Annotated in this window: 18 protein-coding genes, 2 tRNA genes and 2 pseudogenes; 16 read left to right on the plus strand and 6 right to left on the minus strand. The window is 53.1% G+C overall.

Going from position 1 to position 16,325, the window contains the following annotated elements; translation table 11 throughout:
* Positions 1–21 precede the first annotated feature (21 nt).
* Complete coding sequence (locus NYR02_RS05200; protein ID WP_260975334.1) at positions 22–1,836, plus strand: alkaline phosphatase D family protein; 1,815 nt, start codon at positions 22–24, stop codon at positions 1,834–1,836.
* 49 nt (positions 1,837–1,885) lie between these two features.
* On the opposite strand, the gene NYR02_RS05205 is transcribed toward NYR02_RS05200, so the two are convergent.
* Together NYR02_RS05205 and NYR02_RS05210 are read right to left on the minus strand one after the other, a co-directional pair.
* A complete protein-coding gene (locus NYR02_RS05205; RefSeq protein ID WP_260975335.1) occupies positions 1,886–2,566 on the minus strand; it encodes a class I SAM-dependent methyltransferase in 681 nt (226 codons plus the stop codon).
* Positions 2,563–3,315, minus strand: coding sequence for an MBL fold metallo-hydrolase (locus NYR02_RS05210; RefSeq protein WP_260975336.1), 753 nt, complete (start codon positions 3,313–3,315; stop codon positions 2,563–2,565). Before NYR02_RS05210 ends, NYR02_RS05205 begins: the two co-directional genes overlap by 4 nt.
* Before the next feature lie 36 nt (positions 3,316–3,351).
* On the opposite strand from NYR02_RS05210, the gene msrA reads away from it, so the two are divergent.
* Positions 3,352–3,984 carry a peptide-methionine (S)-S-oxide reductase MsrA gene (msrA, locus tag NYR02_RS05215; protein ID WP_260975337.1) on the plus strand — a complete coding sequence of 211 codons (633 nt, stop codon included), beginning with the start codon at positions 3,352–3,354 and terminating at the stop codon, positions 3,982–3,984.
* 56 nt (positions 3,985–4,040) lie between these two features.
* Entirely contained in the window at positions 4,041–4,778 is a 738-nt protein-coding gene (locus NYR02_RS05220; RefSeq protein ID WP_260975338.1) for a ParA family protein, read from the plus strand.
* Here the strand turns inward: NYR02_RS05220 and NYR02_RS05225 are convergent.
* Entirely contained in the window at positions 4,765–5,211 is a 447-nt protein-coding gene (locus NYR02_RS05225) for a hypothetical protein (RefSeq protein WP_260975339.1), read from the minus strand. The two genes, NYR02_RS05220 and NYR02_RS05225, sit on opposite strands and share 14 nt — an antisense overlap.
* A gap of 121 nt (positions 5,212–5,332) precedes the next feature.
* Between NYR02_RS05225 and NYR02_RS05230 the strand changes: the two genes are divergently transcribed.
* From NYR02_RS05230 to NYR02_RS05260, 7 genes are all read left to right on the plus strand, one after another.
* Complete coding sequence (locus NYR02_RS05230; protein WP_260975340.1) at positions 5,333–6,130, plus strand: TatD family hydrolase; 798 nt, start codon at positions 5,333–5,335, stop codon at positions 6,128–6,130.
* 151 nt (positions 6,131–6,281) lie between these two features.
* Positions 6,282–6,884 carry a Yip1 family protein gene (locus NYR02_RS05235; protein ID WP_260975341.1) on the plus strand — a complete coding sequence of 201 codons (603 nt, stop codon included), beginning with the start codon at positions 6,282–6,284 and terminating at the stop codon, positions 6,882–6,884.
* Between the two features lie 148 nt (positions 6,885–7,032).
* On the plus strand, positions 7,033–8,376 hold the full coding sequence (locus NYR02_RS05240; protein WP_260975342.1) for a DUF1329 domain-containing protein: 1,344 nt from the start codon (positions 7,033–7,035) through the stop codon (positions 8,374–8,376).
* A 55-nt stretch (positions 8,377–8,431) separates the two neighbouring features.
* Positions 8,432–9,520 carry a murein transglycosylase domain-containing protein gene (locus tag NYR02_RS05245; protein WP_260975343.1) on the plus strand — a complete coding sequence of 363 codons (1,089 nt, stop codon included), beginning with the start codon at positions 8,432–8,434 and terminating at the stop codon, positions 9,518–9,520.
* Positions 9,521–9,652: 132 nt separating this feature from the next.
* A complete protein-coding gene (locus NYR02_RS05250; RefSeq protein WP_260975344.1) occupies positions 9,653–10,252 on the plus strand; it encodes a class I SAM-dependent methyltransferase in 600 nt (199 codons plus the stop codon).
* A 49-nt stretch (positions 10,253–10,301) separates the two neighbouring features.
* Positions 10,302–10,859, plus strand: a complete 558-nt coding sequence (locus tag NYR02_RS05255) for a hypothetical protein (protein WP_260975345.1) — start codon at positions 10,302–10,304, stop codon at positions 10,857–10,859.
* Between the two features lie 168 nt (positions 10,860–11,027).
* Positions 11,028–11,483, plus strand: coding sequence for a hypothetical protein (locus NYR02_RS05260; RefSeq protein WP_260975346.1), 456 nt, complete (start codon positions 11,028–11,030; stop codon positions 11,481–11,483).
* Between the two features lie 68 nt (positions 11,484–11,551).
* On the opposite strand, the gene NYR02_RS05265 is transcribed toward NYR02_RS05260, so the two are convergent.
* Positions 11,552–12,604, minus strand: coding sequence for an AraC family transcriptional regulator (locus NYR02_RS05265; protein ID WP_260975347.1), 1,053 nt, complete (start codon positions 12,602–12,604; stop codon positions 11,552–11,554).
* A gap of 178 nt (positions 12,605–12,782) precedes the next feature.
* On the opposite strand from NYR02_RS05265, the gene NYR02_RS05270 reads away from it, so the two are divergent.
* Positions 12,783–12,859 (plus strand) — tRNA-Met (locus NYR02_RS05270).
* A 56-nt stretch (positions 12,860–12,915) separates the two neighbouring features.
* A tRNA-Met gene (locus NYR02_RS05275) sits at positions 12,916–12,992 on the plus strand.
* A gap of 411 nt (positions 12,993–13,403) precedes the next feature.
* Here NYR02_RS05275 and NYR02_RS05280 read toward each other — a convergent pair.
* Positions 13,404–13,625 (minus strand): helix-turn-helix domain-containing protein, encoded by a 222-nt coding sequence (locus NYR02_RS05280; RefSeq protein WP_260975348.1) that lies wholly within the window; start codon positions 13,623–13,625, stop codon positions 13,404–13,406.
* Positions 13,626–13,750: 125 nt separating this feature from the next.
* Here NYR02_RS05280 and NYR02_RS05285 point away from each other — a divergent pair, with 125 nt between their 5' ends.
* The 3 genes from NYR02_RS05285 to NYR02_RS05295 are packed head-to-tail and all read left to right on the plus strand — an operon-like array spanning position 13,751 to position 15,428.
* Complete coding sequence (locus tag NYR02_RS05285; RefSeq protein ID WP_260975349.1) at positions 13,751–13,984, plus strand: hypothetical protein; 234 nt, start codon at positions 13,751–13,753, stop codon at positions 13,982–13,984.
* Positions 13,977–15,161, plus strand: coding sequence for a site-specific integrase (locus NYR02_RS05290; protein ID WP_260975350.1), 1,185 nt, complete (start codon positions 13,977–13,979; stop codon positions 15,159–15,161). The genes NYR02_RS05285 and NYR02_RS05290 overlap by 8 nt, the downstream gene beginning before the upstream one ends.
* 9 nt (positions 15,162–15,170) lie before the next feature.
* A complete protein-coding gene (locus NYR02_RS05295; RefSeq protein WP_260975351.1) occupies positions 15,171–15,428 on the plus strand; it encodes a hypothetical protein in 258 nt (85 codons plus the stop codon).
* A gap of 110 nt (positions 15,429–15,538) precedes the next feature.
* Here the strand turns inward: NYR02_RS05295 and NYR02_RS05300 are convergent.
* A pseudogene (locus NYR02_RS05300) lies at positions 15,539–15,647 on the minus strand (transposase); the annotation flags it as partial.
* 57 nt (positions 15,648–15,704) lie between these two features.
* On the opposite strand from NYR02_RS05300, the pseudogene NYR02_RS05305 reads away from it, so the two are divergent.
* Positions 15,705–16,253: pseudogene (locus tag NYR02_RS05305) on the plus strand (IS630 family transposase); the annotation flags it as partial.
* Between the last annotated feature and the right edge of the window lie 72 nt (positions 16,254–16,325).

Below are 16,325 nucleotides of genomic sequence, written 5' to 3' on the forward strand. Positions count from 1 at the left end.
GACAATATAAGGTTCCTCCGAATGTCTAACCGAGCTGATCTGAGCCGCCGTAGTTTTTTAAAGTCCGTTGCCGCTGGCGCCGGTGCTGTTTCTGTACCCGCCGCTTTAACCGGCTGCTTTGGTGATGATGACGATAACGACCGTGATCTGACCGTGTTTGTGTTTGGTCATGGTGTGGCCTCCGGTGATCCGCTGGCCGATGCCGTGATCATCTGGACCCGCGTAACGCCATCCGATACCAGCGCTGACGCCCAGGTGGGCTGGGTCGTGGCCAGCGACGAAGCCATGACCAACGTGGTGGCCAGTGGTTCTGTTTACACCGACAGCAAGCGCGATTTTACCGTGAAAGTCGATGTTACCGGCCTGAGTGCTGATACTGTTTATTACTACCAGTTCGCTGGTAAAGACGGCGCGGTGACGCCTGTTGGCCAGACCCGCACTCTGCCAGTCGGCAGTGTTGATAGTGTGAAACTGGCGGTGTGCTCCTGCGCTAACCTGCCCGCCGGTTACTTCAACGTCTACAACGAAATTGCTAACAGCGATGCCGATGTTGTGGTGCATCTGGGTGACTACATCTATGAGTACGGTGCCAATGAATACCCAACGGCGGCTTCTCTGGTTCGTGATCCGGACCCGCTGGTCGAAGTATTAACGCTGACCCATTACCGCGCCCGTTACGCCAAATACCGTACCGATACCGCGCTGCAGCTGGCACATCAGAAAAAGCCGTTTATCTGTGTCTGGGATGACCATGAACTGGCCAACGATACCTGGAAGGGTGGCGCTGAGAACCACAACGAAGATGAAGGTTCTTTTGAAGAACGCCGTGCCGCCGCCATTCAGGCTTACCACGAGTGGCTTCCGATCCGCAGCGGCAGCGATACCGCCAAAATCTGGCGTGCCTTTGAGTTCGGCAATCTGGTCAACCTGACCATGCTGGATACGCGTATGTATGCCCGCGATAAAGTGCTGTCCTACTCTGATTACACGACGATTGTGGATGGTAAGCCCGTTATTGATGCCGTAGCCTTTCAAGCAGCGTTGGCCGATCAGGGGCGCGGTTTGCTGGGCAGTGAACAACAGCAGTTTGCCATTGGCTCAATGTTTAATAATAACGCCACCTGGCAGGTGCTGGGTCAGCAGGTGCTGATGGGACGTATTTTTATTCCACAGGAATTGCTGGTCGGTCTTGGCCAGATTGAGGCAACCATTTCAGCAGGTGGTGATGCCTCGGCAGCCCAAGCGCAGGTAGCAGCCTTGCTGGTAGAGCTGGCAACCATCAAAGGACGTATTTTGGGTGGCGATCCATCCGTCACTGCAGCGGAGCGTTTAAGGGTTGAGAAGATGGCTCCGTACAATCTGGATGCCTGGGATGGCTATTTCCCGGCCCGTGAAGAAATTCTGCGTCGTGCCCAGTACTTTAATAAAAACCTGGTGGTACTGGCGGGGGATACCCACAACGCCTGGGCCAGTGATCTGTATACCGCGAATGACAGCGGAGAGGTGCAGCGTGCTGCGGGTTCCGTTGGGGTTGAGTTTGCTACTTCCTCGGTCACTTCGCCAGGTTTTGAAACCTATGTTGGTTTTGGTACGGATACGGCAATGCAGGCTGGTTTTGAGCAGGCAGTAACAACATTGGTGGATGATCTGGGGTATCTGAATTCTGCCAACCGCGGCTATATGCTGGTGGAATTTACCCCGGCAAAATCCAGCTGTGAGTGGGTTTATGTGGATACCATCACCAGCGAAACCTATACCGCCTCGGTACAGAAGAAGATGGAAGTTAAACCTGGTCAAGGTAAACGTACCCTGATTGACGTTCCTCTGGTTCCCTGATCCGGTGTATTCAAGGTAGATAAAAGGCCGCAAACGCGGCCTTTTCCTTTTATGCCCGGTACAGATTAACCCAGCGGAATTCATCCAATTCGTCGAGGTCGGGCACGGTAAATGATTCACTGCGCCCGGTGGCCTGATAAGGCGGAAAATGAAAGTCCTTAACGCGTGAGTCGGCGACGATCACTTGCTGCGCCTTCTGGCGAAACACTTCCAGTAATGGCAGGTTGGCGCGGTCGTACAGCACGTCAGCGGCAATCAGCAGGTCGAGGTCTTCATCAAAAGCGAATAAGTCCGGATGCAGGCGGTAACCGACGTTATTCAGCCGTGCATTGGCGGCGCAGGATAACAGCGCATCGGGGTCGATATCGCAGGCGATGACTTCGCGCGCACCGGCTAGCACACAGGCAATGGCGACCACACCGGAACCGGCACCGAAGTCCATCACCTTTTTGCCGGCGACCCAGTGCGGGTTGGCAAGAATCTCCCGCGCCAGCACCTGACCGCTGGCCCAGCAGAAGGCCCAGTAAGCGGGGTAGGTCTGAATACGCAGGATTTCTTCCTGACTGAACGCCCGGCGCATGCTCTCCGGTTCAACCAGCCAGAGGCTGATTTGCGGACACTGTGGCAGTGACTGTGCGCTGACGCGAGCATCGTCGAGCATGGTGCTGATGGCCTGATTCAGCTGCTGCTCGTCCTGCTCTTTGTGGTGTGGCTGTGAGCTGGTGTTCATGCGTTGCTTTCCGTGCCAAGGCTGATGCTGTCGCCGGGACGTGCAACCTGATAACCGGCCTGCTCCAGCGCCGCGGCGGCCTGCTCATTGGCATAGTGATAAAGCACAAAGCGCTGGCGCAGTGCGGGCGGATATTCGCGCGCCAGATCGTCCAGACCGGTATGGGAAGGATTGGGCTCCAGGCCGCAGTCGTGGAATATCCTCTCCTGACCGCTCAGCTCATGGCAGAGAATTTCCGGTATCGGGCGGGTGTCACCACTGTAAAAAAATACGCCTGGCAAATGCAGGGCATGGCTGGAACCGGGCTGGTGATGGCGCGTGGCGTGCATCCGGAAGGTCAGATCCTGATGAATAAAGGTATCGGTAACCGGCAGCAGCTGAAACGATTGCCAGAAGTTGTGCCCGCCTTCCGCCATGGCTCCGGGGTAGGTGGCCAGTCGTTGATGCAGTAAGGTAATCAGATTAAGCGGCACATATAAGCGAATGGCAGGGTGCTGTTGCAGGCGTGCCTGGACGGTCAGAATCTCCAGATCGGCGATATGATCAAGATGGCCGTGGGTAATAAAGATGGCGTCCGGCAGACGGTTATAGTGACGACGATAAGCACTCAGCGTACCGTAGCCGCAGTCAATTAACAGCAGGGGTTGCTGGTTCAATTCCAGCACGGCGGCGGAGCAGCCCATGTCGGGTTGGCCACCGCTGCCGGTTCCCAGAAATTTGAGCGAATAATCGGATGCGTTTCGGGTCATAATAGGCCATATCAGCGCAGAGAAATGAGGTGCATTATGTGGCGTCCAAAACTGATGTCTATCCCTACCGCCGATCAGGCGTTGCCGGGCAGAGCAGAATCGTTGTATCAGGTGCCGCAGCAGCACCATGTGAACGGTAACCGTATTGGCGGAGAGCGTCCGGCGGGGTTAAGTGAAGTGCTGCTTGGCATGGGCTGCTTTTGGGGAGCTGAGCGCAAGTTCTGGTCGTTGCCCGGAGTTTACTCGACGGCTGTCGGTTATGGTGCCGGACATACACTGAATCCAACCTATGAAGAAGTATGCGGCGGCATGACCGGCCATAACGAACTGGTGCGGGTTTGGTTTGATGAACAACAGCTGCCGCTGGAGCAGTTGCTGGCGGTGTTCTGGGAAAGTCACGATCCGACTCAGGGCATGCGTCAGGGGAATGATATCGGCACCCAGTACCGCTCCGGGATTTATCTGCTGTCAGAAGCTGACCGCACGCGCGCGGAGAGCACTAAAGCGCATTATCAGCAGCGCCTGCAGCGTGCGGGTATGGGCGACATCACGACCGAAATTATGGTCAACGTGCCGTTTTATCTGGCTGAAGGCTATCACCAGCAATATCTGGCCAAGAACCCCAATGGTTATTGCGGGCTGGGCGGCTGTAACGTCAGCTTTGACTGACCACTGCGGGCGGCGGGGTTTTTAACAATGGCCGGAATGTTTAACAAGGAGTAGGTATGCGGGCAATGGCTGTTTATCAGCTGAAAGGCGGGGTCGGTAAAACCACCACCGCCGTTAATCTGGCGGCACTGGCTGCGCGGGAAAAAATCCCGACACTGTTATGGGACCTTGATCCCCAGGGCGCGGCCAGCTGGATTCTGGGTATTGATAAAGGTCATAAGCAGGATGAGTTGTGGAACAGTGATGAGCCCATCAACCGCTATATTCAGCCGAGCACCATTCCGCGCCTCGATGTGCTGTCGGCTGACAGCTCATTGCGTAAGTTTCATCAAAGCCTGAGCGGTAAAAAAGAAGCACGCCAGCGTATGGCCGAAGTACTTGATCGGCTGGCGGAAGATTATGGCCTGATTATTATTGATTGCCCGCCAATGATGACGCCACAAATGGAAGGCGTATTGCGCGCAGTGGACCGTATTCTGGTTCCGGTTGAGCCTTCTGTGTTATCGATCCGCGCTTACGAACAAATCCGGGCGCAGTTTGATTGGGCGAAAAAATCCCAGTGGCTGCCTTTTGTCACCATGATTGATCGGCGTAAGCCCGCGCATTTGCGCTGGGTAAAGAGCGGGCTGGAACATTTTCCGGAAATTTTGCGCACCTTTGTTGCCTACTCCGCCAGTGCTGAGCGCATGCTGGAGTTGCGCAGCCCGATTGTCGAGCAGCAGCCAACCGTACCACTGGCACGTAATTATCAGGCTTTATGGAAGGCGCTGAAGCCCAAGCTTAATTTGTGCTGATTTCGGGTTGGCGTGCCGTCGTCTGGGCCGGAGCCAGCGGGCAAGGGCTTGGTTTGGACGAGGTCGCTGCGCAAGGCGTTGCGTTAGTGTGTCTTACCTGTGGGAACGCCAGATACACCGCCCAGGCAATGGCGGTGGCGTAGGCCAGGTTGGTGATGAGTTCGATATGCGGGTTATTCAGGAATTCGCGCTGTGAGGCCAGACCGCGGATTTTGCTGGCCAGATCCGGGTGAAACGCCAGGTGCTGATTCCAGACTTTCTGGTGCAGTCCAGCGTCGATGGGGTAGATGCCTTCGGTTCGGCCCTGTGGGTGTTGCTGTTGCCATTGGGCAATCGCAACCAGAAGATTCTCTGAAGCATGGCAATGCTTACCGAGATAATGCAGGGTGGGGCGTACAATGCGCTCACGCAGTTCTTGTGAAGCCAGTTCCATGGGCCGTTCCGCAGCAAAACCTCGATTATTGATAGCAGACTACCGGTACATTCTCCATCAGTAGAATGAAATTTTTGCTTTTAATGTGGCATTGCCATGAATCAAATCGATGACTGAGTCTATGAATAGCATTCCACCGCACTGGTTCGACAGCCACTGCCACTTTGACTTTGCCGCGCTGGATCATGAGCGTGAGCCGCAGTGGGCGCTGGCACAACGCTCAGGTGTCAGCGGTTTGTTGATTCCCGGTGTGCATCGCCAGCAGGGAGAGTATTTGGCCGCGTTCTGTCAAAACCGGCCGTTTTATTACGCGCTTGGCCTGCATCCGTATTTTTTATCCAGACATAAAGAAGACGATCTTCTCTGGCTGGAGCAGGCGCTGCAGCAACCGGATGTGATTGCGGTGGGGGAAGCCGGTCTCGATTGGATGCTGGCGCTAACGTCAGGGCAGCGGCAGCAACAATGGTTTTGGTTCCGGGCGCAGGTGGCGCTGGCGCAGACATACGAATTGCCCATGATTCTGCACATCCGTGGCGCCCATGATGAGGCGGCCTCTTTCCTGCGTCAGCAGCGTTTTCGCGCGGGTGGCATGGTGCACGCGTTCAGCGGCAGCGAACAGCAGGGTAACGCCTGGCGTAAGCTGGGGTTCCGACTGGGCATCGGTGGGGCAATGAGCCATCCGCGAGCACACAAGTTACGGCGCACCGTAGCGGCCTTACCTCTGGATTCCTGGTTGCTGGAAACCGACAGTCCGGATATGCAACCAGCCTTCTGGAACGGTGTTAATAACAGTCCGGCCAGTATTCCGTTGTTAGCGGCGATGCTGGCGAGCCTGCACCGCGTCAGTCTGACTGAGCTGGCGCTTCGTCTTGAGCAGAATCTGCTGCAGACCTTTCCCCGTATCGCCGCACGGCGATAAGACCGCATAAGCCATTCCGGTGCCTGATATTGCTGTAAGTGCTGAGCAGTACAATTTTTAGACAAGCTTATTGCATAAAACGCCCCCGCCTTGCTTTGTCTGCTAAGAACGCATAATCCTTGTAACGTAGTCACACAGAGAGGTGAGCACTATGTTTGCAAATCACATGTTCGGACTGCTGTATCATCCGCGCCGCGAGTGGGATGAAATTCGCCGGGAACGGGCAGGCTCCATTCTGGAAGTTTTTGTTCGTAACCTGATCTTTCTCGCACTGATTCCGCCGGTCTCACTGTTTATTGGTACAACCCAATATGGCTGGAGTATTGCCGGTGGTGATGTGGTGAAACTCAGTACCGAAAGCGCCCTGCCTATGGCCGTCGCCTTCTACTTTGCCCTGTTATTCGGGGTCGCGATGGTGGCTTATGCCATGTTCTGGATGGAGCGGACCTTCGGCGTCAGTGCCAGTTATGAACGCTGCCTGATTTTTACCATCTTTACGTCCACTCCGATGTTCTTAGCCGGATTTATCGGACTGTTACCCATTCTCTGGCTGGATGTCATGGTCGTGTTGGCAGCCGTTTGCTACAGCGTCTACCTGCTGTATTCGGGGGTTCCCATCTTTATGGATATCCCGGAAGAGCGCGGCTTCATTTTCGCCAGTTCCATGTTGACCGTTGGCCTCTGTGCGTTGGTCGGCTGTATGGCCGTTACCGTGATCCTCTGGGGGATGGGGGTGGCGCCAGCATTCGTCTGACTTTCCGTTGTACTGTTGGTTACCGGAGGGCGTTTTACGTCTGGCGGTGACCGACAGAGTTTTGTAGTCATTTTGTAACATGTAGTTGATCATAGAATCACCAGTCAGTAGCCTGCACGCCCCCAGAATATGCCTCGATGGTGATGTGATGAAACGACGGTTTTTGTTTGCTACGTTGATGTGCTTTGTTTTTCCGGCCACAGCTGCCGTTGCACCAGAAGACATTGCCCGTCTTGGTAAAGATCTGACGCCGGTCGGTGCTGATAAATTGGGTAATGGCAAGGACATACCTGCCTGGAAAGGTGGCCTGCCACTGGACACAAGCCATCAGCCGGGTGCTTTTCATCCTGACCCTTTTGCGGCGGATAAGCCCCGCTTCCGTATTACCGCAGCCAATGTGGCTGAACACCGCTCCCGCCTGACGGATGGCCAGGTTGCTTTATTACAGCGTTTCCCTGATTTGTACTTTGAGGTTTACCCAACCCATCGCTCTGCGTCTTACCCGGATTATGTCTACAAAGCGATTAAGACCAATGCCGGCCGTGCTGAACTGATGAAATACGGTGCCGGTGTTACCGGTGCAACCATGTCGTCTCCTTTCCCGGTGCCGCAGAATGGCCTGGAAGTTCTGTGGAACCACACCCTGCGTTTTCGTGGTCATTCCATGGCGTATACCGCAGTTGCTTCGTCGGTGACGCAGGGTGGACAGCGCATTGATGCGTTGCGTGAATACGAATACTTTATTCAGTACAGCATTCCGGGGGCGGAACCGGCAGACCTGGATAATAAGATTTTCTTTCTGAAGCGTAAAACGCTGGCGCCGGCACAAATGGCGGGGGGGATTACGCTGGTGCATGAAACGCTGGATCAGGTGCGTTCACCGCGTAAATCCTGGATTTATGTACCGGGCCAGCGCCGTCTGCGCCGCACTCCGGATCTGGCCTATGACACTGCGGATTCCAACACCAACTCCATCCGTACCGTTGATCAGGTGGATATGTTTAACGGCGCACCGGATTACTATGACTGGGAGCTGAAAGGTAAGCGTGAAATCTATATTCCATACAATGCTTACAAGGTTCATCAGGGCAATCTGAAGATTGATAATATTCTGCAAGATCACCACATTAATCCGTCTCTGCTGCGCTACGAAGCGCATCGCGTGTGGGTGGTGGAAGCGAAGCTGCGCCTTGGTTACAGTCATCGTTATTCAACCCGTCGTTACTATGTTGATGAAGACTCCTGGTCGATCATTTACGCTGAAGAATACGATGAAAAAGGCGAGCTGTGGCAGGTGACAGAAGCTCACACCATCAACTACTACGATATCCAGCTGGTGTATCCGACGCTGGAAGTTACCTACGACCTCGAAAGCGGACGTTATTACGCTGAAGGTCTGGATAACGAGCGTGGTGCCACGATCAATTTCAGCCGTGAGCTGGATGCTAACGACTTCTCCCCTAATGCCATCCGCCGTGAGGCTGTGCGCTGACATTCAGCGTTATGACGATTACACTGGGCAGCAATCTTTGTTGCCCGTGTACTCTGTGACTTTTCTTCCCGTCCGTATTTCTTCTCTGCTGCACTTCTTAAGGCTGTTTCTGCTGTGTTACAGCGTATCGGTGATCGCTGATGATGGCCGCTTGCCGGATAATTTTGCTGACCTGTCGGATGATGTGCAGGCGGTTATTCTTGAGTACGCTTTTTTTTCAGAAAAAGCCAATCAGGTCTGGGGACAGGATTTTGAAGAAGCATCGGCTCATGCCATGGTCAAATATCTGGACGATTATCACACCCGGGTACATATCGACTTTGCCGCCGGTCGCATCCGGGTGGAAAGTGAGCGCAGCCAAACGCCGTTAAAGGCGATTCGTCAGGCGTTGGTCGCGACATTGCTGACACCGGCCGACCCATCGGCGGTTGATCTGTATACCGCGGCCGATATGGGCATTACCGGTAAACCCTTTCTGGCCGGGCAAATACTGGATCAGGATGGCAAAAGTATTGAGTATCCCTGGCGCGCAGAACGTTTCGCGCAATACCTGATTGACCATAAATTACGCCATAAAGGTGCGCGTTATTGGGTTGACGTGACGATGGTTGGTACTCATAAACAGCGCAGTGCGGAAGGCTACCGGCCATTGGTTGAACGTGCCGCTAAGCGTTATAAGCTGTCGCCTGCGTTAATTCTGGCGGTGATTGAAACCGAAAGCAGTTTTAATCCGTTTGCTGTTTCTCATGCCGGAGCTTATGGTCTGATGCAGGTGATGCAGAATACCGCGGGGCGGGATGTGTATGAGCGTATTTATGGCCGCAGCGATCGGCCTACGCGTAATTATCTGCTGAATCCCGCCAATAATATCGACGCCGGCAGTGCGTATTTATCGATTCTGCGGGATGTCTATCTGCGGGATATTCAGGGCTGGCAAAAGCGCGAGTACTGCATCATTGCTGCGTATAACGGCGGTGCAGGTAATTTACTTAAAGCGTTTCATTCCGACCGGAAAAAAGCCATACAACGGATTAATGCGATGTCAGCAGAGGAGGTGTACCGCACGATAGTACACAAGCATCCGAAAGCCGAGTCGCGCCGATACCTGGAAAAGGTCACGGATTTTAAACGTCACTGGTTTTAAATCTACGGGTTTTAAATTTCACGGATTTAAACGCCGGGTCCTAATAATCGTTGGTTTTACGTTTTTATGTCTTCAGATCGTTCACGTCTTACTCATTTACAACAGGCACTGATTTTACCGCAGGCGCAGCTCGTGGCTGAGCATCTCGCCGCTGAACAGTTACAACTGTGGCTGCTCAGCCTGCCTGACTCCGAGTTAACGCTGGACAGCCAGGCTATTGGTGCCTTCTGGCAGCATCTGCCGTATTGGGCGTTTGCCTGGGCAGGCGGGCGTGCTCTGGCGCAATGGATTGTGGCTAACCCTCAGGCGGTTGCCGGCAAGAAAGTGCTGGATTTTGGCTGTGGTTCAGCGCTGGTTGGCATCGCTGCAGCTAAGGCCGGAGCTGCGGAAGTCTGGGTTGCCGATCTGGACGCAAATGCTCTGCAGGCTGCAGCCGAAAATGCCGCCCTGAACGGGGTGGAGGTTTTACCGGTAAAAGGGGAGTGGCCACAGGTCGACCTGCTGCTGGCCAGTGATGTGCTGTATGACATCAGCTCCAGTGCCGATCTTAAGCCGCTGATGCTGAGTATTCCCGACTGGATTCTGGCCGAAAGCCGCTTTGTTGCGCCGGATTTTGTTGCGCTGGATTGTCTGCATTCCATGGTCAGTTCGACACTTCCCGCCATTGGTGATTTTGATGAGGCGGTGGAGGTTGAGATTTATTGCCGCGCCGGTCAATCTCGACTAACGTAACCGCTTTATCAATAATAACGCTTTAATAAACACTCTCAGGGAGATACCCATGCGCATCGTTATGACGCTGTTGTTCAGCTTATTGGCACCACTGGCAATGGCCGCTGATCTGACAGAAAAAGATGTAAAACACTGGATGGAAGCCATGCCAGCACTGGAAAATTGGCTGACACAGCATGAAGATCAGTTGCCGGATGAAGATTTCAGTGCCGGTGAAACCAGTATTGATGCCATGTTCAACAAAGGAATAGAGCAGCTGAAGGCCGCTGGTCTGCATGACGATTTCAGCAAGCAGGTAAAAGCGGGTGGCTATAACAGCATCGAGCAGTGGGCCGAAGTTTCCCGTCGTGTGACCATGGGCTATATGGCGCTGGAAATGGAAAACGAGCAGGTCAGTCTGTCGCAGCTGGAAGCGCAACTGGAACAGATCCGCCAGGCAGAAGGAATGCCGGCAGAACAGAAAATGATGATGGAACAAATGATGAGTGCGTCGCTGATGATGATGCGTGCGGTGGAGAATGTCAGCGAGAAGGATAAAGCCGCCGTACGTCCTTTCCGCCAGCAGTTGGCTGATCAGTTTGCCGAGTCTGATTCCGGCGACGAGTAATCTGCCGTCTGGCATCCCGGCTTGATCCTGCGCAATGGCGCATACAACCGTGGACGCTATGCTGTAAGCATCCACTGTGTTTGTGGCCTTGAGTCACATACCTTTGGGTAGAATCTGCGGGTTACCGGCCTGTGGAACACACGGGTGCTTTGAGCAGGGAGCAGAAATATGAGTTATTCCACGGTCAAAGATGTGCTCGAATACAGCCGTCGCCTGCACGAGCATGCGCGCAACCTGTATCAACAGCTGCGCGATCAGACTCAGCGTGAGCGGGTCGATATGATGCTGCAGCTGTTGGCGGCGCATGAAGATACGTTGGCAAAGTCGATGGCCAGTATGCAGGAGCATGTAAGCCAGAAAGTCCTGACCGAATGGCATCAGTTTGAACCCGGTTCGATCAGTGATGCTTTGCAGGGCTGCAGTGAATTTCATGCGGATATTTCGGTTGATGAACTGGTCATGGTGGCGTTGAAGATCGACGACTACATGATCGGCCTGTACCAGCAGATGCTGAGCGAAGCGACTACCGCAGACTCGCGTCAGCTGTTCCAGAATCTGATCGCACTGGAAGAGTCTGAGAAAATGCGCACCGTCAGGGCGGCACTGTCTGCCGGTGACTGGTAATAAGACTGAAATACAGAACAATAAAAAAGCGGCCAATGGCCGCTTTTTTATTGTGGGTAGCTCAGCCGTTAATCGGCTTCGGCCATTTCGGTCACCGCTTCGCTGCGTGAACGACAATTGCGCCGGTAGGCCGCCGGAGTTTCACCGGTCCACTGTTTAAAGGCCCGCTCAAAGCCCCGGCGATCAGAAAAGCCCAGCTCGATGGCCAGTTGCTGCACATCGGTGTGACCGCGCTCCAGCGCTTGTTTGGCTTTTTCCAGACGCACGTCGCGCAATAATGATGAGAACTGGCAGTTTTCTTCCTGCAGGCGGCGGGTCAGGGTACGGCTGCTGGTGCTCAGCAGGTCGGCTACTGCCTCTTTGGTGATCGGGATGGAGTCCGGCCACTGATACAGAATATGCATGACCTTACGGCTGAAGGCCTGCAGCTGGCTGAAGCGGGTGGTCGACAGTTCCGCCTGGCGGCGCAGCGCATTAAACAGTTCCGGATTGGCCTGAGCCAGCGGTTTATCCAGCAGTTTGCCGGAAAACGAAATCCAGTTATGCGGCTGATTGTAGAGAATCGGTATACCGAAAAACTGCTCAAGCCGGTCGCGGTAAGAAGGGGGTGGAAAGCGAAAGCCAACCCCCTGAACCTGATAGTAATTACCGCCAAACGCCTTGCCTGCTGTATGAATGCTGGTGGCAATAAACTCACTGCGGGCATGGCTGCCAAAGGCGCTGCCGTCTGCAACGTAATACACCACCTTAATGCTTTCATGGCCGACAAACAGATCGGGCGAGCGGGTATCACTGATCAGCGAATAATAGCGGCGCAGAATGGTCAGGGCTTCGCGGCCGGTCTGACAGCTGCTCAACAGGAATCCCAGCAGGTAAAAACTGGGCAGGTCGAGGTGCTGTCCGGCGGCAAGGCCGATGGCAGGTTCGTTCAGCAGTTTGCTGGCCTGTTCCAGCAGCCGGTCAAACTGGCTGATGGACATGCGCTGGCTGGAAACATGCTCGGTTCTGGCCTCCTGGCCTGGTGACAGCAAATCCATGCCGGAGAAACCTTTGCTTTCCAACAAACGCAACAATGGCTGCAAAGCCGCCGTCGTCAAAGTATTGGTCGGATGCGAACTCATATGCTCGTTTTTATTGTTGTTATTTTTTGTTCAGATAACGTACCACCTGTATTCCACACACGCCAGACGGTGAAGCAACTTTTCTGTAAATTCCTGGTCGTTGCGGGAAAAATACCTAAAAAACAAAATGTTAGGGTTGACAGGGTACGGGGGTATCCGTATTATTCGCAGCCTCTGACGCGGGATGGAGCAGTCTGGTAGCTCGTCGGGCTCATAACCCGAAGGTCGTCGGTTCAAATCCGGCTCCCGCAACCAACGTTTTTTGTGGTCAGAGCAGTAGTGTTTAAGTCTCTCTTAGCAGAGCAATTTGTCGCGGGATGGAGCAGTCTGGTAGCTCGTCGGGCTCATAACCCGAAGGTCGTAGGTTCGAATCCTGCTCCCGCAACCATTTAAAAGAACCCAGCCTTGTGTTGGGTTTTTTTATGCCTGAAATCCGCATGAATGCTGGGTTTCGCCATTCAGGCCCCACTGTTGGGCTGCCCCCTCTTTCGTTCCCCCTGAAAAAATCGTCTGACCTTAAGGCTACTTTGGGCACAGCGCTGTGATTGGTCAATTCTTGTCCAGATAGCTCTGTTCACCAGCCAGTTTTCCATCGTCCGGATACATCCGAAAACACTCAGATTTACCCCACCAAACGGTCGCCCAAAAAAGAGCAAAAACGGGCCTGTGCCCATTTTGTGCCCAAGGTGTGCCCAAAAATTTCAAACATCGATGTGGTTGTTTTTTGACCTGACCTTAAGGCAACTAAAGGCACAAGGAGATCAAGACGGGGAGATCGAGCGGATGAGTGATCCAGGGATCACTCTTTGATGTAGGTAACGAGGTCTTCGATTTTGCAGTCGAAGTAGGTGCACAGCTTATCGAGGTTGTCGGTAACCGTGCTGTGGCCTGGATGGTTCAGAATCTTTGACAGAGTCATACGATTGATCCCGGTCTCTTCCGAAATCTCCGCAATGGTGATGCGCCGCTTTTCAGCAAACTCTTTGTCCGCAATCAGCTTTTTCAGATGAAACCGGATCATAGAATGCACCTGTGATAATAAAAATTATCAAAAAACACTTGAAATGCCCCCAAGTGTGATTATATTAATAATCATCTGATAACTTAAGTTATCATTCGATGATCGCAACAGGAGCAAATATTCTCATGAATATGACATATCTGACAACCGAAGAGCTTTCTGCACGCATCAAGTACGACGCGCGCACCATTCGTAACTCACTGAAAGACAATGTCTTGCTGGAGGGTAAGCATTACATCCGCCCGTTTGGTGGACGCAAGATCCTGTATTTGTGGGAAGCCATTGAACAGGAAATGCTAAACAACACTGCCGATACGGTCGCCATTCCTATGGCGCGCGGAGGTGTATGCCATGGCTAAGGTAAGAGCGCGCCCGGAAACCAATAAGCTGTTTCTGGATTTTCGCTATAAAGGGCAGCGTTACCGAGAGCAAACGCTACTCGATGATATCCCTCGCAATCGGAAACAGCTGGAAACGCTGATGCAACGTATCGAAGCCAAAATCATTCTGGGGGAATTCAATTACCGGGAGTTTTTCCCCAACAGCCCCAATGTGGCCAAGGCAGAAGCATTGGAAGAGCGTTATCAGCAGGCACCCGCTGTGGGAATCAAAAAAGGCCCGGCCATACCAACCTTCGCTGAGTTCTGCCAACAATGGTTCACAGAGAAATCCATTGAGTGGCGGGCATCGCATTTGCGTAACGTACGCTCGCTGCTCGACAGCGCCTTACTCCCGGCCTTTGGTGATCAACCGCTGAATCAGATCACCAAAGAGGATCTGCTCAACTTTCGCTTGCAGCAGGCGGCGATTCCAGGGCGTTGCGGCAATGCCACTCTGTCAGCCAAGACACTCAACAACCGGATGGGAGTGTTGCGGATGATCATGGATGAAGCATGCGACCGGTATGGCTTTGAAAATCCATACCGGAACATCCGTCCTTTAAAGATGAAGAAAATCCACATCGAGCCTTTCTCACTCGTCGAGGTGAACAAGATCCTCGAAAACGTGCGTGCCGATTATCGCAACTACTACACCGTGCGTTTTTTTACCGGCATGCGTACCGGTGAGATAGATGGATTGAAGTGGCAGTACATCGATTTTGAGCGCCGGCAGATTCTGGTGCGTGAAACATTAATTGCCGGCCAAACCGAATACACCAAAAACAACGGATCTCAGCGCGAAATTCCCATGCTTGGGCCGGTCTACGATGCCCTGATGGCGCAGCGTGCCAGCACCGGACGCATCAGCCCCTATGTGTTCTGTAACTCCGCCGGAGAGCCACTGGATCAGAACAACGTCACCAAAAGAGTCTGGTATCCGCTGCTGCGTTACCTGGGCCTGGCAAAGCGCCGGCCGTACCAAACCCGCCATACCGCCGCCACCTTGTTTCTGGCTTCGGGGGAGAACCCTGAGTGGGTGGCGCGGGTATTGGGACATTCTTCTACGGAAATGCTGTTCAAGGTGTATTCGCGCTACATCCCGAACCTGACCCGCATGGACGGATCAGCGTTTGAAAATCTGGTTGGTAACCGTTAGGAGGTGTTTATGATTCAGCAACAAATGTACAGCAGCATCTGGATTCCTCCTAAGACATACGATCTGGCCGAGTGGCTGATACGCAGCTTCAACATTCAGCCTGGGTATGGGCTGGCCCGATATCTGGGTGTTAGTCGCCGTTATAATAATTATCGTGCAGTGCAGGTGTGGGTGTTAGAGCAGCAGCGCAACTGGCCTGCAGAGAAACGCACAACAGGACAGTTGCGTAGGGCTTTTTCTGCGTTGTTACCGAATGATCAGTTTTAAAAGTATGTGCATTTAATTTTTAAGCTTTCTGTTATTCCTTCGAATGTTAATGGGGTTCTTCCAATATGACGAGGATGTATTGAAGACCTGGTAGAGCACCGCCGCAAGATCGTGTATCTCACCTAATCGTTCAGCAACATCAGCGACACTGTGGCCGGCAACGGTCACTTGCTTAACGGCTTCGATCTTGAATTCTTCGGGATAGCGTTTGTTGCTCATACTCACCTCTGTTTGAGTCATTTTCTCTAACTCAAAGGTGTCTAGCAAACTGGTGGCGATTCACCTGGGCACGTTGCACTCGATCGCATTGACGTTTGGTTTCAAGATGAAGCCCGCTTTGGCCAACAGAATACCACCACCCGTATTTGGGCTGAGAAAGGGACCCGTCCAAGGGCTGTAAAGCAGCGACAATTTGAATCAGCGTATCTATATGGCGCCGTGTGTCCGGCAACGGGGGCGACACAAGCGATTATTGCCCCGCATGCCAATAGCGAATATATGAACGAGCATTTAAAACTGATTTCAACCGCCACCGCATTTGGGCGCCATGCGCTGGTCATCATGGACGGCGCAGGCTGGCATCAACAGGATTTGGCCGATGACTTTGATAATCTGACGCTTCTCAAGTTGCCACCTTATTCACCGGAGTTGAATCCAATAGAGCAGGTATGGCAATGGCTGCGTCAAAATGTGTTGGCCAATCGTTGTTTTAGTGGTTATGACGATATTGTCGAACAGTGCTCTATCGCATGGAATACCTTCATTGAGAAAAAAGCAAGAGTGATAGAATTGTGTACTAGACCTTGGGCAATTTTGACCAGTTAGTTAATGGAATTGGTATAATTTATACTTCTCTTGACTCTATAGCGGCTATAGAGTTTACAATTGCGATCAATG

Origin of the sequence: Thalassolituus pacificus (genome assembly GCF_025318105.1) — a bacterium.
GTDB classification, from domain to species: domain Bacteria; phylum Pseudomonadota; class Gammaproteobacteria; order Pseudomonadales; family Oceanobacteraceae; genus Venatoribacter; species Venatoribacter pacificus.